The 15,189-nt window shown below is 65.3% G+C and carries 15 protein-coding genes; 2 read left to right on the forward strand and 13 right to left on the reverse strand.

Annotated elements, in window-relative coordinates; genetic code table 11:
* Window positions 1-59 precede the first annotated feature (59 nt).
* Window positions 60-1,142, forward strand: a complete 1,083-nt coding sequence (locus tag ABIB57_RS03185) for a hypothetical protein (RefSeq protein ID WP_354038382.1) — start codon at window positions 60-62, stop codon at window positions 1,140-1,142.
* The gene (locus ABIB57_RS03190; RefSeq protein ID WP_354038383.1) at window positions 1,139-3,187 is read left to right on the forward strand and encodes an FAD-dependent oxidoreductase; all 2,049 of its coding nucleotides are present in this window, start codon (window positions 1,139-1,141) and stop codon (window positions 3,185-3,187) included. Before ABIB57_RS03185 ends, ABIB57_RS03190 begins: the two co-directional genes overlap by 4 nt.
* Here the strand turns inward: ABIB57_RS03190 and ABIB57_RS03195 are convergent.
* From ABIB57_RS03195 to ABIB57_RS03255, 13 genes are all read right to left on the reverse strand, one after another.
* Complete coding sequence (locus ABIB57_RS03195) at window positions 3,149-4,336, reverse strand: hypothetical protein (RefSeq protein WP_354038384.1); 1,188 nt, start codon at window positions 4,334-4,336, stop codon at window positions 3,149-3,151. The two genes, ABIB57_RS03190 and ABIB57_RS03195, sit on opposite strands and share 39 nt — an antisense overlap.
* 90 nt (window positions 4,337-4,426) lie before the next feature.
* A complete protein-coding gene (locus tag ABIB57_RS03200; RefSeq protein ID WP_354038385.1) occupies window positions 4,427-4,906 on the reverse strand; it encodes a hypothetical protein in 480 nt (159 codons plus the stop codon).
* Between the two features lie 74 nt (window positions 4,907-4,980).
* Window positions 4,981-6,348: a sensor histidine kinase gene (locus tag ABIB57_RS03205; protein ID WP_354038386.1), complete on the reverse strand. Its 1,368-nt coding sequence runs from the start codon at window positions 6,346-6,348 to the stop codon at window positions 4,981-4,983.
* Between the two features lie 25 nt (window positions 6,349-6,373).
* The gene (locus ABIB57_RS03210) at window positions 6,374-7,033 is read right to left on the reverse strand and encodes a response regulator transcription factor (RefSeq protein WP_299750815.1); all 660 of its coding nucleotides are present in this window, start codon (window positions 7,031-7,033) and stop codon (window positions 6,374-6,376) included.
* A gap of 27 nt (window positions 7,034-7,060) precedes the next feature.
* Window positions 7,061-7,345 carry a hypothetical protein gene (locus ABIB57_RS03215; RefSeq protein ID WP_354038387.1) on the reverse strand — a complete coding sequence of 95 codons (285 nt, stop codon included), beginning with the start codon at window positions 7,343-7,345 and terminating at the stop codon, window positions 7,061-7,063.
* Between the two features lie 176 nt (window positions 7,346-7,521).
* The gene (locus tag ABIB57_RS03220) at window positions 7,522-8,289 is read right to left on the reverse strand and encodes a glycoside hydrolase family 108 protein (RefSeq protein ID WP_354038388.1); all 768 of its coding nucleotides are present in this window, start codon (window positions 8,287-8,289) and stop codon (window positions 7,522-7,524) included.
* Window positions 8,282-12,007 carry a baseplate multidomain protein megatron gene (locus ABIB57_RS03225; protein WP_354038389.1) on the reverse strand — a complete coding sequence of 1,242 codons (3,726 nt, stop codon included), beginning with the start codon at window positions 12,005-12,007 and terminating at the stop codon, window positions 8,282-8,284. Before ABIB57_RS03225 ends, ABIB57_RS03220 begins: the two co-directional genes overlap by 8 nt.
* 28 nt (window positions 12,008-12,035) lie before the next feature.
* Complete coding sequence (locus tag ABIB57_RS03230) at window positions 12,036-12,461, reverse strand: NlpC/P60 family protein (protein WP_354038390.1); 426 nt, start codon at window positions 12,459-12,461, stop codon at window positions 12,036-12,038.
* A complete protein-coding gene (locus ABIB57_RS03235) occupies window positions 12,458-13,348 on the reverse strand; it encodes a phage/gene transfer agent baseplate hub protein (RefSeq protein WP_354038391.1) in 891 nt (296 codons plus the stop codon). Before ABIB57_RS03235 ends, ABIB57_RS03230 begins: the two co-directional genes overlap by 4 nt.
* Window positions 13,345-13,965, reverse strand: a complete 621-nt coding sequence (locus tag ABIB57_RS03240; protein WP_354038392.1) for a phage distal tail protein, Rcc01695 family — start codon at window positions 13,963-13,965, stop codon at window positions 13,345-13,347. The genes ABIB57_RS03235 and ABIB57_RS03240 overlap by 4 nt, the downstream gene beginning before the upstream one ends.
* 41 nt (window positions 13,966-14,006) lie before the next feature.
* On the reverse strand, window positions 14,007-14,546 hold the full coding sequence (locus ABIB57_RS03245) for a phage tail tape measure protein (RefSeq protein ID WP_354038393.1): 540 nt from the start codon (window positions 14,544-14,546) through the stop codon (window positions 14,007-14,009).
* Complete coding sequence (locus tag ABIB57_RS03250) at window positions 14,536-14,727, reverse strand: rcc01693 family protein (RefSeq protein WP_354038394.1); 192 nt, start codon at window positions 14,725-14,727, stop codon at window positions 14,536-14,538. The genes ABIB57_RS03245 and ABIB57_RS03250 overlap by 11 nt, the downstream gene beginning before the upstream one ends.
* The gene (locus ABIB57_RS03255) at window positions 14,724-15,038 is read right to left on the reverse strand and encodes a gene transfer agent family protein (RefSeq protein ID WP_354038395.1); all 315 of its coding nucleotides are present in this window, start codon (window positions 15,036-15,038) and stop codon (window positions 14,724-14,726) included. The genes ABIB57_RS03250 and ABIB57_RS03255 overlap by 4 nt, the downstream gene beginning before the upstream one ends.
* Window positions 15,039-15,189: the final 151 nt, after the last annotated feature.

A 15,189-nucleotide genomic window follows, 5' to 3' on the forward strand; every position in this document is an offset into this window, starting at 1 on the left:
AAAACCACCAAAACACGCAAGGGTGAGGCGGACGCATTGCCACAGGGCCGGCCGACGCCATGAGCGAGGCCCCAGCCGATTTTGCCGTGGTGGGCTCGACCCCTTTGGCACGGCTGGTTGCGGGCCTGCTGGCCAGCGTGCATGGCAAACGGGTCATCTGGATCGGCGACAGCCACGCGGCATTTCGCCTGCCCCGCGGGATCGACCTGTCGTTCGGGCCGATGACGCGGCCCGAGTCGTGGGCGCTGCTGAGCCAGACCGTGCCCGAAACGGTCAAGCTGCTGGCCAAGGCCGGGGGCAAGGCAAGCATGATGCGGCTCGATCCGATCTTTTTCGCCGATACGCCGATTGGCCAGCAGGCCATGGCTTTTGTGTGCAGCAGCGCGGCCGGGTTCGGTGCGGCCATCGAGCCCCTGCCCAGCGGGCATCTCGGCAAGGGCCGCAAGGGCATTGTGCTGCGCGACGCCCTTTATCTGCAGCGCGACCGGCTAGAACCGGTGTTGGATCGCTGGCTGGAGGGCCTTGGCGTGACCCGCGTGCCGCCGGCTCAGGTTCATCTGCACATCGCCCCCAATGGCAGCGCCAGCATGGAGTTGGATGGCACGGTCACCGCGGCAACCCGCGCTGTTCTGGCGGATGACGAGGCCATCCTAGCCCATCTGCCGACCGAGACGATAGCGCGCCTGTTCGAGCGCCGGCCCATGACCACGATCCTGACCGAGCCGACGTTCCAGCTATCGGCGCGGGTCATGTTGCAGATCGATGCGGATTTGAGCTTCATGCAGGGCAGTCACGGGGGCGTCGTTGCCATCGGCGCTGGCGGCCACGATGCCTGCGTCTCCCATATCGGCGTGCTGCTTGGCGCCAATCGCCAATTGCGCCAGGCCGGCGGCAACAGCCATGAGAGCCTGCGCAGCCACGATGGCGCGCCGGTTGTCGGCAGCATTGATGGAACCGGCCCCGAACTGTTGGCGGGCCTCGGCGCAACGGGGGCATTCCTCGCGCCGGCGCTGGCCCGCTGGTTCGTGGGCGCTGCGACGCAAGACGAGCTGAGCTATTTCGCCGCCAGGATACCGGGCCGGGCGACGGCTCCGTCCATCGTCGCCGACTACGCGCCGCATGCAGCCTTGGCCGCCGCATGAAAGGGCAGCCCAATCGCCTGGACATCGACAAGCAGCACGCCTTCCACGGCACTGAAGTCGACCGCCGCAAGTCGCTGAAATTTCGATTGGATGGCCGCACCATTTCCGGTTTTGCCGGCGACACGGTGCTCAGCGCCATCTTGGCGTCAGGCGTCGATATGGTTGGAGAATTTGGTGGCCAGCCGATTGCGCTCAGCGGGCGGTTCTCCCCCGCTATCACGCTGGGGCAAGGAAAGGCTGCCCAGACCTTGCCGATGCAGCGCACCCCTGCCCTCGACGGTGCCGAATTCCACACCTTCGGCGGCCGCCTCCGGCGATTGCGCCTACCGGCTTTAGGCAACAGACGCCGCTCGCTGCAGCAGAATCTTGACCACGCCGCAATCGCTTCTCCGTGGCACGACCAGCCGCCGCACGCGCTGATCACCACCGATGTGATCGTGGTCGGCGGCGGTGTGGCCGGCATGACCGCAGCCCTGGCGGCTGCACGCACCGGCGCCAGCGTGATGCTGCTCGAAGCCTCGCCGCTGCTGGGCGGCAGCGCCGGCTATTTTGGGTCGCAGGAGGGTGACGAGACGCCCGATCAGACAATCAGCCAGCTCACCGCCGCGATCATCGCGACCGACGCGATTACCGTCGTGCTGCGCAGCCAGGTCCTCGCGGTGCATTCCGGCCGGGTCCGGGCGCACCGCGTGCTCGTGGACGGCGCTACAGTCACCGGCGAGGTCGTGGACCTCGCGGCGCCACGCATCGTCCTCGCTACCGGCGCCATCGAGCGACTGCCGGTGTTTCCTGGCAATCGCCTGCCCCGCGTGATGACGACGTTGGAGGCCTATCTGCTGGCCGAGCGCTATGGCGTATGGCTCGGTCGATCGGCAATCCTCGCCACCGTCCACAGTGCGGCTTATCGGTTGCCGATGCTGTTGACAGATGCCGGCGTCGCGACCCACAAGATCGCCGACGCTCGCACCGATCCGCAATCGCGGTTCATCGAATTTTCCCGCGCCTATGGCATCATGCAGGCTGGCGGCACCATTCCGGCATTGGCCGCGCCTGCCGCCAAGGGCTTTGGTCTCGCGGTCACCCTGCAGCTATCCTTCGACGGTTACGCGGCCCATGCCGAGGCGCCGGTTCCCACCGATCTGCTGCTGGTGTGTGGCGGCTGGCAGCCGGATTTGACGCTCTGGCACATGGCAGGCGGCCGCAGCCGCTGGAATGCCGAACGCCACCGCATCGAGCCCATCGGCGTCCTGCCCCAGATCGCCCTTGCGGGCAGCGCCGCCGGCCATTTCAGCAAGCATGCGTGCCTATTGAGTGGCCAGGATGCGGTGGATAGGTTGTTCGGCGCGCCGCGCACCCCGGTCGTCGAACTCACCATCGACCCAGCCTACGAAACCCTCGACGCGCCAACACCCAAAGTGCCACGCTCCGAAACCACAGAGCAGGTCAGCTATCTGGACGCCGGCCTGAACCTGATCCAGCCGCCCGATCCGCGCCCGTCAACCAAGCGTTCCTGGTGGCCGTTCCGCCGATCCGAGCCGACGTGGTCGCTCGCCGACCAGCCGCGTTCGCTCGGGATTGTGGATGTTGCGGCGGGCGTACAACTGGGGGGCATACCGGTCGAGAGCGCCGGCATCGTGGCGCAGGAGCGCACCGTGGCCAGTGGAGACCTCATCGATGCCGCACGCTTGGCTCTTCTGCCCGATCTGCGCCCCGCCCCGCCCGCTTCGCGCGTTCCGGCGTACCTGGTCGGCCGCTTCGGTTCCGAGCCGCGGGTGTGGATCGTGGCGGCGGCCGAGCCGCGCATCCTACCCGTCGGTGCGCTGATTTTCGTCAATTCCGACCAGACCGATTCTCGCCACGCGATCGGCGCGGTGGTCGGTCACGAGGGCGACGGCGCCATCGCACTGATCGGCAAGGCATCGCCGCAAGCCGGCGAAGGCCTGACCCTGCGCGACCAAGGCCGTTCCGTAGCGATCAGGCTCATCGAACCGGTCACCACACCACTATCAGGCGCGGCGTTCAGCAGTGTGCCGAGCCCGGCGTAGCGTCTCGGCATATTCAGCATTAAAACGGATTTCGGCCATCTTGATCGCAGCGTCGAGCCGCGTACCGATGAGCACGTCATCCGGATTGAGCTTGAAGAGCTCCAGATTGCGCGCGAGGTGCAGTTCCAGCGCCTCGCCCGACTGGCTCCAGGCCAGGTCGAACAGCGCGTTGACAGCCAACGAGTCGCGGCTGTCACGCACCGCCGCCAGCAGATACATGCCATTCAGTGCAGACAGCAGCCGATCATGATCCAGCCGGTCCGTACCCGGCATTTTGCGCAGTGCCTGGTTCAGATCGGGCACCACGTCCTTAAGGCGTTGCTCAATGCGGTCCGACGTGTGCTTGGTCAGCGCCGCCAGCACCATGGTCCAGCGGCTATTGCGCGCAAATTCGACATAGCCCGTCAGCGAACGGACGAGCCTGTGGAAGCGGTCCAGCGCCCGACACGTCATATCGACGTCGGCGAATGGGCCGGTTTGCTGCAAGGCATGAAGCTGGTTCTGCGCATGGGCCAGGATGGCATCCACCAGCGGGGCAAAACCACCGCGCTGGATGGCTGCTTCGCTGCCGCCACCGGATAGGCGCAGCGCCGTCGTCACCAGTCTTGTGGGGTTACTAATCTGGCCGATGGCCACATGCATCAGCAGCGCCGTCGCCGACACATCCTGCAGCGGCATGGCCTGCAGGGCAGCGCCTAGTGTATGATCGTTGTCGATGCCATTAACGGCCTTGCCGAACGCTTCGGCTTTCACCAGCAAGGCACGGCTATGTAGCGCGTTGATCACGAACGGCAGGCGCTCCAGCGCCTCGGGACCACCCAACTGGGCCCGCAACCGACGTCCGGTTTCGTAATCTTCAGCCTGCTTCAGGCCATCGCGCATGCGGGTTACCACCTGCGGCATCAGCGCTTCAAGATTGGCTTTAGAGACGGCCTCGATATCGCCGAGCAGGTCCGGGCACAGATCGCGCGCTGCCCAGATCCAGGCATTCTGCGCATGTTTGCGCAAAATCGAGCCATCGAACGGAAACAGGACCGGGTCCTCGACGGTGACTGCCTCGATCAGCCCCAGAAAAGGGCGGGGCGCCGCCGTCGGCTGGCGTTGTTCCAGCGGGGCACTGGCAAGGTCACGGTCGGCAAGTGAGGACATGGAAAAAGACGGGGTTAGGAACTAGAGGTCTCTGACCCTACCCCGCCGAAGTAAACAATGTTTGAGCTTTGGGCCCTCGATTGTTACCGATCAGGCTGCGCTCTGAACCACGGTCCAGTTGTTGCCGTTCTCGCGGCAAGCCATGCCCGCCTTGGGATAAGCCTTGCCGCCAATTGTGACGGTATGGGTGAAATTCCGACAATCTAGGCTATTGACCTTAACCATCGGACCGACAGCAACGGCGCCGGTCGAACCCTGGTCGCCCGACCATTGGATTGGCGCGCCGGGGCGTCCGAACTGCAGCGCTCGAAATTGCGCGCTATTGGCTTCCGCCGAATCCTTAGCGGTCATCAGTGGCAGCGCCGTAGGGTCGACAAAGCCATTCGCAATGCTGGTCGCAGCCATTGCGATCTGGGTGGCCTGCGCCGGGTTGGGCCCCACCGGGGCGATAAATTGTGGCGCGGCAGGCGCCATGGGTGCCTGCGCTACCTGGGTGGTCGTGCCGGTGCTAGCACAGGCGGCCAGAGTCAGCACGAGCAATGGGGTAGCGAAGCGGAGGGCAAGGGTCATATCTGGGTCTCTGAAGCGTCTAGGCTTGATGTTTTCGCATTAAGGCGAAAGTGCGTCGGTTGGTTCCAGTTGTATCAGCTCTTGGTCATCCCGGTGAGCCTGGACGTGGGCAGACGCAGTTCCACCAAAAGGCCGCCAAGCGCCGAACGCGTGAGTTGCAGGCTGCCGCCATACACATCTACCAGTTCCTTGACGATATCGAGCCCTAGTCCGCTTCCGGGCGTTTTCTCGTCCAGCCTGACACCGCGACGCAACACTTTCTGGGCGTCTTCCTCGGAAAGCCCCGGCCCGTTGTCATCGATTCGGACCAGCAGCATCACCCCGGTATCGCCGCGCTCAGCCGACAGGCGCACCCCCACCTGCCCCTTGGACCATTTGCAAGCATTGTCGAGCAGATTGCCCGCCATTTCCTCAAGATCGGCCTCGTCCCCCCGGAACCAGGGCAGCGACGCGTCGGGGCGCTGGAATGCCACCGTCACATCGGGATGAATCTTGCGCATCACCCGCGTCAGCCGCAGCATGATCATGGTGCTGTCGGCCTTCTTGCCGACCACCGAGGTGCGCGCCGCCAGCCGGGCCCGCTCCAGATAGGTGGAGACCATGGTGCTCATCTTCTCGGTTTCGGCGGAAACCACGTCTGCCAACGCGCCCTTTTTGGCGGCCGCTTCATTGCGCAGCACGGCGATCGGGGTTTTGAGCCCATGAGCCAGATTGCCGACCTGGCTTTTGGCTCGCTCGATGATCTGCGCATTGGAGCGCAGCAATTCGTTGACCTCTTCGGCCAGCGGGGCAATTTCGTTGGGATAGTTGCCGTCCACTGCCACCGCGTCGCCCTCGCGCACCCGCTCGATGGCCTTGCTCAGCCGCGAAATCGGCCGCATGGCGATGCGCGCTACGATCACGCTCATGATCGCCAGCATCGCGCCCACCGCGCCCAGCACGATAAAGGTCTGTCCGCGGAAGTCGTCGACCAGCTTGAGCACTTCGCTCAGGCTGCCCGTCACCACGATTTCGTAGGTTTTGGCGCCGATCGTCACCGCCCGCTCGACCACGCGGATGCGGGTACCAAAGGCATCATCCACCACGCCGGTGCGCAGGCCGGAGGCGTCGGCCAGCCCCTCGATCGCCGGCAGCACAATGCCGACCACGGAGGTGGACAGATTGTAGAGCTGTCCATCCGCATCGCGAATGGTCCAATACCAACCCGACCGCGGCCGATCGAAGCGCGGATCGGTCAGTGCAATGGCCGTGCTCAGCGGATCACCGCTCTCCAGCAGGTCACCGGCCAGGCTTTCGACGTGAAATTCCAGCGTCTCGGACAGACTGGTGTCGAGCGCGCGCGAATAGAGGTCGGTCAGCAAAAAGCCCGTCGCCACCAGCGCCACGATGAGCCAGCCCGCCGACAGCCAGAACAGCGATGCCGCGATCGAACCCTTGCGCATCAGTCAGCCCCGCCCGGCCTCACGATTAATCCTCGGCGATCTGATATCCGAGCCCGCGCACCGTCTGGATGCAATCCTCTGGCAGCTTCTTGCGCAGGCGGCCGACGAACACTTCGATCGTATTGCTGTCGCGGTCGAAATCCTGATCGTAAAGATGCTCGGTCAGCTCGGTGCGCGAAATCACCTTGCCCTTGTGGTGCATTAGGTAGCTCAGCAGCCGCAATTCGTGGCTGGTCAGCTTCACCGATTGGCCATCTACGGTAACCTTGCCCGAACGGGCATCGAGCCGCACAGCGCCCGCCACGATCTCGTTGGAGGCAAGCCCTGCGGCACGCCGCACCAAGGCGCGGATGCGCGCCAAAATTTCTTCCATGTGGAATGGCTTGGCCACATAATCGTCGGCGCCGGCGTCGATGCCCTGCACCTTGTCGCTCCAGCGGTCGCGTGCCGTCAGCAGCAGTACCGGCGTGGTCTTGCCCGCCCGGCGCCATTCCTCGAGCACCGAAAGCCCGTCCATCTGGGGCAGCCCGATATCGAGCACGATCGCATCATAGGGTTCGGTATCGCCCAGGAAATGGCCTTCCTCGCCATCGAAGGCGACGTCGACCGCATAGCCGGCCTCGGTCAGCGCTTCCTTGAGCTGCCGATTCAGATTGGTATCGTCTTCAACGACCAGAATGCGCATTGTTTGCCCCCGTAACCCATGCCAGCCTTATTGAGCGTCAAGCACCAGGTTCTGGGCTTGTCCGTCTTTAAAGATCCCGACAATATAGACGAGGCGTCCGCCTTCGTCACAGACTTGACGACTGAGAATTTTGACGCTGTCGTCAATACCCGCTTGCGCCAATACTTGGTCGAACGATCTGATTTCCCCCGACTCGGCGGCCTTCTGGGCTTCGAGCGGAGACAGGCATGCAGCCTGTGCTGTGCTGATCGTCGTCGCCAGGACAAGAAATAGCACCAGCGACGCAAGGATTTTCTGGGTCAGGGTTTTCATGCTCGCAACTTAGGACGAGGTTGCTGAATGGGACATGAATACGACAAAATCTTCATGAGCTTCAAAATTTCGCCTCTTTCGGAAAACGGTTACGCCGGTTCCCAACGCCGCTTTGGGCGACCCGTTGCCACTATAGGCAATCGGGTCACCCACATCTACGCCGCTCGCGGCAGCGGTCAAGCGTTGCCGATATCGCTCTTCAGCCCCTTGCGCAAAAAGATCACCGCCAGCGCCTCCATGATCAGGTGACCCGCAGAGCTGCTGTCGAGCGTCGGCAGGTCGATACCCAGCATTTGGGCGAGGCCTGCGATCAGCATGAAGGCGGCAACGATATAGGTCTTGTAGCCCGACAAAATAGCCATGGTGTCACTCCAGGTTGGTGATTGAACAGTGGTCGAAGATTGGGCACCCGCCGCAGCGAGCGCGGCCTTGCGGATGGCGGCTACTCGGGCCGTCCAGCCCTTGCCGAAGACCGCGAAGGTCGCCAGCCGCGTGAGGAAATCGAGGCGTCTGTTGCAGAGCGCGTCGATCAGCCCCGCCGCCCCGCGCAGCGCGATCTCGGTCTTGATCGCGCCCAGCGTCAGCGGCCCGACCTGCCCGTCGGCCACCACATTGAGTTGCCCCTGCAATGTCTTGATGGCCCGGTCCGGTCCCGAATTGACGGCGAAGTCGAACAGCGCCAGATCGAGCCCCGGCGGCAGCCGGCCTGCATTGCTGCGATCCCAATAGCTGCCCTTGTAGATTTTGGCCGCCTCGGCGCGATCCAGGTTCTGCACCTCGCTCTTGGCTAGGCCCCACCACGGCGTGACTGCTCGCCAGCGCGCCAGCGTCTTGCGGGTGATCCCCATATTGGTGGCGCCGCCCGGATCGCTGGGATGATCGGCATAGCCGCCTTCGAATTGCAGCACTTGATCGAGGCAGATATCGAACCGCGTCCTAGCCATTATACTGTCCCCTGCCGCTATGACCGGCCCCAAAGACCGGGCTGATCTGTTGAACCGTGAATTGGAATGCCGAGGCCGGCCCGCCGAAATCGCTGATCTGATCGGCGGCCGAATAGGCTCCCGCCGACACGCTGCGCTCGAAACTGCGAAGCAGCGTCGTTCCATCGAAAATGCTGACCGAATAGCGCTCCGGCATATGCTCGAGCGGCGCATCAACTACCCCCCAGCCGTCACCGTCGGCCCGGCTGCACCGAGTCCAGCTCAGCGCAATATCGCTGCCCGCCCGCATGGCCCGCAGATGCACCGGTGCCAGTGGCAGAACCGGAGCCATCCCGAAATCCGCCGCGAACCCAGTGCCGATTAGGTCATCGCCTCCCCCGTAGGCCACGAGGCTCGCTTCCGTGCCCAGCCATTGCGCAGTGACCGGCAACACACCAACCCGCGAATCCAGCAGCAACACGGCAGCGCCGGTCGCCACCGTCCCGATCGCCGGCACCGTGCCTGCCTGCCCGCGCAAGAGTTGGCTCAATCGATAGGTCGCCGACGCGATCAGCTCCGCTTGCGCAAAGCCGATCACTTCCCAATCGCCACCAGTGGTTTGCACCGCAATCCGGTTGCCGCCTGCAAGCACCGCCAACTCGTCCAGCGCCGCCAGATGCCCGGCATAGAGCTTGACCGTCAGGGTGCCGGCCCGGTCCCAAACGCCGGCCGACCCGGCCACCAGCCCGCCCACGGTCTCGCCCATGACCGCGCGTCGACCCAGTCGCGCCAGGCTCGCGCCATTGCCATCGGCGATCGCCACCACACCCGGCCAGGGCTGCGCATGCGCCGCGAGCGCCAGCCGCGTCCGCCCTGCATCCTCCGGCACCGGCGGCAGATGCGCCGCCACCACCACCGGCCGGGAGGCCGTGAAACTGCTCGCGCCGCCCGTGCGCGCGCCATCGACCGCCACTGCGATCGGCACCGGCGCCACCAGCGTCCGCGCCGTCACTCGCCGCACCGCGCCATCGCGAATTTCCGTCACCTCGGACGGCCCTTCGGCAATCCCCAGGTCGATGACGTCGCCCGGCTCCACGGCCAAAGCGCTCGGCGGCAGGCTGAATTCCAGGCTTTCGCGCTGGCCACTCTCGGCCAGCAGCCCCTGCTCCGCCGCGATCCGGGCCCCGCCCAGGTCGAGCACTAGCGGCAGCGCCTTGCTCGCCACCGGCCCCGCACCGCGCAGCGCCGTCACCGTACCGACCTGATAATCGCGTTCGCGATCGACAAAGGTCAGTGCCAACCGTCCCGCCGCCTCCGCCGGGTCGGCCCGCCGTCGCGACAGCACCGCACCATCGTCACGCACCAGATTGTCAGCAACCACCACGCCCGCCGCCGCCCGCCAAGGCTGTCCCAACGTCAACCCGCTAGCGGACGCCCGCAGGCTCAATCCACTCGCCGCGATCAGCGGCTCCAGCGCATCGCGCCCGGTCGTGGTCTGATCCAGCACAAAGCCATGCACCAGCGGCAGCGCCGGCTCACCCACCAGCGTCACGCCGTGGTCCGCCGCCACGGCAGCCGCCATTTCGCCGCTGCTCATGGCCCCCAGCCGCCCGGTCAGCCAATGGCCGGTACGGTGGTTTGGTCCGTCCGCCCAGACATCGGTCTGCGCCGGAAACGCCGGAAATGGCCGCGCGTCCCAGGTCCAGTGATAAATCCGCCCGACATCGACCATGCCCGCAGGATTGTTCGCCGGGTTACGCCAATGCTGCTGATGCGCCCGCAAAAACTGCCGCTGGATCAGCGGATCGCTCATGCCGCTGGAGAAATACGGCCGCCCGCTTTCGGCGCTCTTCTCGTCGCCGAAAATATTGGGCTGATTGGCACCTTTGTCGACCGCGCCGCAGCCCAGTTCCGTTAGCCAAACTGGCTTGCTGCCCGGCACCCAGGCCGTTGGCGCAGCGGCCCGCACTCCTGCCGGCCGGTTGTAATGATAGCGGCCCCACCAGCCCCGAATATCCTTCACGCGATAGACAAAAGGCTCGCCATACGCCCCGTCGCTGATGGCACTGCGCGTCCCCGCCTGCCGGTCGGCATCGCTGGCATAATACCAGTCGAACCCCTCGCCCGCGGCGATATTGCCCGCCAGATAATCCAGCTCATAGCCCGTCGCTGCTAGCGCCGCATCGGCATGGCCGGTGCCATCGCGCCAATCCGCCAGCGGCATGTAATTGTCGATGCCCACCGCATCGATGTTGGCGGACGCCCACAGCGGATCGAGATGGAAGAACTTCTCCCCGCTCGGCTGATAGCCCGAATATTCGCTCCAGTCGGCCGCGTAGCTGATCTTGGTGCCGCCACTCACGACCGCCCGAACATCACCCGCCAGCGTCACCAGTGCATCGACGAACGGAAAGCTGTTTGCTGCGCCGCGGACTGTACTCAGCCCGACCATTTCCGAACCGATCAGGATCGCATCGACCCCGCCGGCGCTCTGCGCCAATTGCGCATAGTGCAGCATCATCGTCCGATAGCCGGCCGCCACGAAGCTGGCCACCTGCACTGCCGCGGCGCCGCTTTTGTCCGGCGACCCTACCCGCCCCGGCGCCGGATCGCAGGTGATCCGCCCGCGCCACGGATAGGCGGCCTGCCCGGTCCCGCCATAGGGGTTCGGCAAGCCATTACCGCTCGGCACATCCATCAGCACCATCGGATAGAGCGTCACCGCGATGCCGCGCGCCCGCAGATCCACAATCGCTGCCTTCACCGCCGCGTCGGACGGCGTTCCGCCATATGCCGGCCCGCCGCCATGGAAGCTGACCACCGGCACCGCGCCACGCCCCAGCCCGGCGACGCTCCACGTCGCTCCCTCGATTGTCCGGCTGGCGCTCTCCACCCGTGGCCCGATCGTGCAATGGCCACACCGCAGATCATTGCCAAACCAGGCCACCACGAGCGCCACGCGCTCCAGGTTCGGACACAGCGCCATCAGCTCGTCGATCGACCAGCTCCAGTCGCTAACGCCCTTAGCCACATGCGTATTCTCGCCCGCGGTCTCGCCCCGCCCCATCAGCCGCACGCGCGGCGTCGGGTCATAACCAAACTCGGTCGCCCCCGGGATCACCGTCACCGCCCTGATGGCCGGCTCCAGGTCCCCCACCACACGGCACAATTCCACACTCAGTTGCGGAATGCGGTTGCCGAACTTGCTCAATGGCAATTGCTCGACCACGAGGTAACACAGTCCCCGATAGGCCGGCGCCACGCCCTGCGTCGCCTCGATCAGCCCATCGGGCAACTGGGTCTCGGTGCCGCGATAAAACCGCAGCGTCAGCCCATTAGTCTCGAGCAATTGCCCATCGGCCCAGATCCGACCCAGCCGATGCACCTCGCCCTCGCAGAACGCCACGGCGAAACTGGCGCCGACTTCGTCCTCGCTCTCCTCCTGGCCCATGCCCTTGGCACCGGCATTCTCGACGCTCAGCATTTCCAGTTCGCGCGCCCAGATGATATTGCCGCTCAGCCGGCTCCAGCCATAGAGCCGCGGCACCGCCCCGCCTTCCGAGGAGCCCTGCAGCCGCACATCGCTGCCCGTCGTCGCCGGCTTGTCCTCGCCGAACAACATGCCGTCGATAGCGCTGCCTGCCAGCGCCCCTAGCGCCCGCCCAATGGTCGCGCCAATCGGCCCACCCACCAGCCCACCAACGAAATTGCCAGCCAGCGAAAGCGCAAGCGTTGCCATGGATTGTCCTTGTTCTGAAAAGAATGGGCTATTTGGCCGCCGGAAACCCGAACCGCCCACTCACCCGCCGCGCCCAGGCCTCGGTCAGCGCCGCCTCGACCACGCCCAGCCGCTCCTGCGCATGAATGAACCGCTCGGCTGAAACCAAGATCCCACAATGCTTGGCCTCAGCCATGCCATTGAGCCGGAACAACAGCACCTGCCCCGCCACCAGTTCACCGCCCACGGGCACCAGAAACCGCTCAGCTGCCGCCAGCAGCGCCCCCGCATGCGCCGGATCGCGCATATCGGCCCGATAGGGCGGCACCACCATCGGCTCATCGCCGTAAAGCGTTCGCCACACGCCGCGCAGCAGCCCCAGGCAATCGCACCCCGCGCCCAGCGTCGCCGCCTGATGCCGATAGGGCGTGCCCAGCCATTCCCGCGCCGCCTCGACCACCAGATCGGTGTTCATTTCACCACCGCCCGCCCGTCCAGCGCATCGCCGGCGCGCGGATGGCGCAACACGAAATCGCTACCCGGAATATGCGGAAAGCCGCGAAAATTGACCGCATTGCCGAACCTGGTCTTGCAGGTGCTAAACCGGCGATCGCACCCCGCCGTCACCGCCAGCGTATCGCCCACGTCGACCCACTCACCCACCGCGACGCCAAACGCCAGCACATCGACCCCGCCATTGCGGGCATGCCCGATGACCCCGTCGCGCAATCCCGCCCGTCGCCCCGCGCCCCATAGCGCCGACCCGAACGCGAACCAACCCGCATCGAATCCACCCAACCCGCTGACCCGCAACCGATACGCGTCCTCGACCGCCTCCACCGTCGCCACCCCGCGAAACGCTGCACTCGCGGCGTTTACACCACAGCGCGCATCCCCAAGCTCAGCGTCGCACAGCCCCTGATAAATCCGCCCATGCCGCGCATTCAGCCCCTGCTGGCTCGAACGCAGTTCCGCGCGAAATACCCCATCCTCGCGCACGATCTCGCCAATGCTGTCGCGCCGCAGCATCAGGCGCTGGCTCACATCGGCCCAATTGACTCGCCAGCTCTCGACCTCCGCCCCGTCATAGCGCCCAAGCAGAATATCGTCCTCGCTGATGGCGTCGGCATGCAAAACGCCCAGCACCTGGCTGGTGTCCACCTGCCCGCCCAGCTTGGCCGGCGCCTCAGCCCCATCCAGCCCATGCGCCGGCTCGAAATCGGTGCCGTCAAAGCTCAGCGTCCCGTCATGGTCGGTAAATCCCATCACCACGCCGTCGCTGCGCCTAATCCGCCAGCAATTGGCCAGCGTTGTCTCCCCGACGGCGATATGCGTCGCGAAGCCAGTCTCCAGCGTCCTCATGGCAAAATCTCCACCAGCGGAATGCTCGGCGCCTCCGCCGCGTCAAAACTGGTCAGTTCGATATCCAGCCGATCCGTATCGAAGCGCACCGGCACATCGAACAAAAACCCCGCCGTCACCGCCGCCCCATTGGCCGGTGCCACGGAAAACCCGACGACCCCAGTGGCCACATCCACCGTCCACCCGCTCAGCAGTTCGCTGCCTGCCACCGCCACCCGCACCGAGCCCGCCACCGGCCGCGTAATCGGCCGCAAATACGGATCAAAGCTCGCCCCATACGTCTTGCTCAACTGAAAACTGGTCTGGCTACCGTCCCCAGTCCCGATCCGCTGATCGCTCGCCCCCGGCACGGCACCGCCCGAGGAATAATCCAGCCCATCACGCCACAAAAACCCATGCAGCCGCCCGCGCCGTTCCTCGAAAAACGCCAGTACCGCCTGCATATCCGCCCGCGATTTGACGCCATAGCCGGCATTGTAGCGCCGCCGCGAATGCCGCCAGCGCCCATTGCGCTCCTCGGCCCCGCTCGCCAGTGTCACCACATCAGTCCTGCGCTCCGGCCCGCCCCGCGCCCCTAGCGCAACGTCCAGCGGAAAGCGCACAGCGTGAAAAGCCATGTGAAGAATCCTATCGATTTATGGATTGTCGCTAGACGCCTCTAGGAGGCCCGAGTGCCGCGTTTCACCGCCCGTAGCAGCATCGCACTCACATCAGCCTCGCTGGTCATGAAACTGCGCGCGTCGCTCGCCGTCACATTGAACGTCACGTTGACCCCGCCGCCGCCGCCACTCACGCCAAGCCGCCCATCGCTGCCTCGCTGCAACGGCATGATCGCCTCCGGCCCAGCCTCGCCCGCCAGCCCCAGACCGCCATTCATGGGGAAGTATCCCGGCGAAGCAATCACCCCGCCCTTGGCAAAGGGTTTCACCGAGGGATTGGTCGCCGTGAACAGGTTCTCCACGAGTCCACCCACGAGCGTTCCCACCGGCCTAAGCGCCGCCTTGAGCGCGATATCGGTGAAGGACTTGGCGATGTCGCCGAGCAGGCTCTTGAGCGATTTACCGTCGCCGATAGCGCCATGAAGCGACGTGCTGATCGTGCGCGCAACACCGGTCCCCAGGTCCCGGAGACGGTCCAGTTCGCGTTCGGTATCGCTCATTTCCGCGCGGAAATTATCGAAAAGCGTCTCATCGGCCATCGGGAAATCTCTCCATCAATTCGTCCAGCCCAGCGCGCGCCGGTGGCGTGATGCGTTCGCCGGCAATTGCGGTCCAGGCCGCCGCCAACTCCCGCGGCGTCAGTTTCCAGAATGCCTCCGACGATAGCCGCAGCACCCCAAACCCGAACCGCATCGCTGCCTCCCAGGGAAACGGCGTCACGCCGCCTCTCCAAACGTCGCCTTGAGCAGCCTTCCGGCAATCTCCGCCGCGCCCTTGAGCCCGCCCTCGATGCTCAGCCGCGCCAGGTCGTCATCGCTGATCGCATTGCCACCCCCGCGCAGGCCGGCGCCGAGAATGGCGGTCAGGTCCCGAGCGGAGACGCGACCGCCGGAAAATCGCTCGGCGAGCCCGACCAGGTCTCCCGCCTGCAGCCGCGCTTCAAGTTCGGCCAACGCGCCGAGGGTCAGGCACAGTGTCTTGCGCTCGCCCCCGATCACCGCATCGACTTCGCCACGTTGCGTATTAGCCATCGTGTTTCCCCTGATATGTATGACCATGCAGTTCCGCCCACTGTCCTTCCCCCGGACTTGATCCGGGGGCCACTCGCAGCAGGGCATGGGCGTTGAAAGACCCACGGATCAGGTCCGCGGGAAGGACCGCTGGATGGGAGAGTTCGGCGGA

This window comes from Devosia sp. UYZn731, assembly GCF_040546795.1.
Classification (GTDB): Bacteria; Pseudomonadota; Alphaproteobacteria; order Rhizobiales; family Devosiaceae; genus Devosia.

Coding starts and splice junctions, on each gene's coding strand:
- ABIB57_RS03255 (WP_354038395.1), bottom strand. CDS start 15,038: ATGGCTAATACGCAACGTGGCGAAGTCGATGCGGTGATCGGGGGCGAG.
- ABIB57_RS03185 (WP_354038382.1), top strand. CDS start 60: ATGAGCGAGGCCCCAGCCGATTTTGCCGTGGTGGGCTCGACCCCTTTG.
- ABIB57_RS03220 (WP_354038388.1), bottom strand. CDS start 8,289: ATGGCTAGGACGCGGTTCGATATCTGCCTCGATCAAGTGCTGCAATTC.
- ABIB57_RS03240 (WP_354038392.1), bottom strand. CDS start 13,965: ATGGCTTTTCACGCTGTGCGCTTTCCGCTGGACGTTGCGCTAGGGGCG.
- ABIB57_RS03235 (WP_354038391.1), bottom strand. CDS start 13,348: ATGAGGACGCTGGAGACTGGCTTCGCGACGCATATCGCCGTCGGGGAG.
- ABIB57_RS03230 (WP_354038390.1), bottom strand. CDS start 12,461: ATGAACACCGATCTGGTGGTCGAGGCGGCGCGGGAATGGCTGGGCACG.
- ABIB57_RS03205 (WP_354038386.1), bottom strand. CDS start 6,348: ATGCGCAAGGGTTCGATCGCGGCATCGCTGTTCTGGCTGTCGGCGGGC.
- ABIB57_RS03200 (WP_354038385.1), bottom strand. CDS start 4,906: ATGACCCTTGCCCTCCGCTTCGCTACCCCATTGCTCGTGCTGACTCTG.
- ABIB57_RS03245 (WP_354038393.1), bottom strand. CDS start 14,546: ATGGCCGATGAGACGCTTTTCGATAATTTCCGCGCGGAAATGAGCGAT.
- ABIB57_RS03195 (WP_354038384.1), bottom strand. CDS start 4,336: ATGTCCTCACTTGCCGACCGTGACCTTGCCAGTGCCCCGCTGGAACAA.
- ABIB57_RS03225 (WP_354038389.1), bottom strand. CDS start 12,007: ATGGCAACGCTTGCGCTTTCGCTGGCTGGCAATTTCGTTGGTGGGCTG.
- ABIB57_RS03210 (WP_299750815.1), bottom strand. CDS start 7,033: ATGCGCATTCTGGTCGTTGAAGACGATACCAATCTGAATCGGCAGCTC.
- ABIB57_RS03190 (WP_354038383.1), top strand. CDS start 1,139: ATGAAAGGGCAGCCCAATCGCCTGGACATCGACAAGCAGCACGCCTTC.
- ABIB57_RS03215 (WP_354038387.1), bottom strand. CDS start 7,345: ATGAAAACCCTGACCCAGAAAATCCTTGCGTCGCTGGTGCTATTTCTT.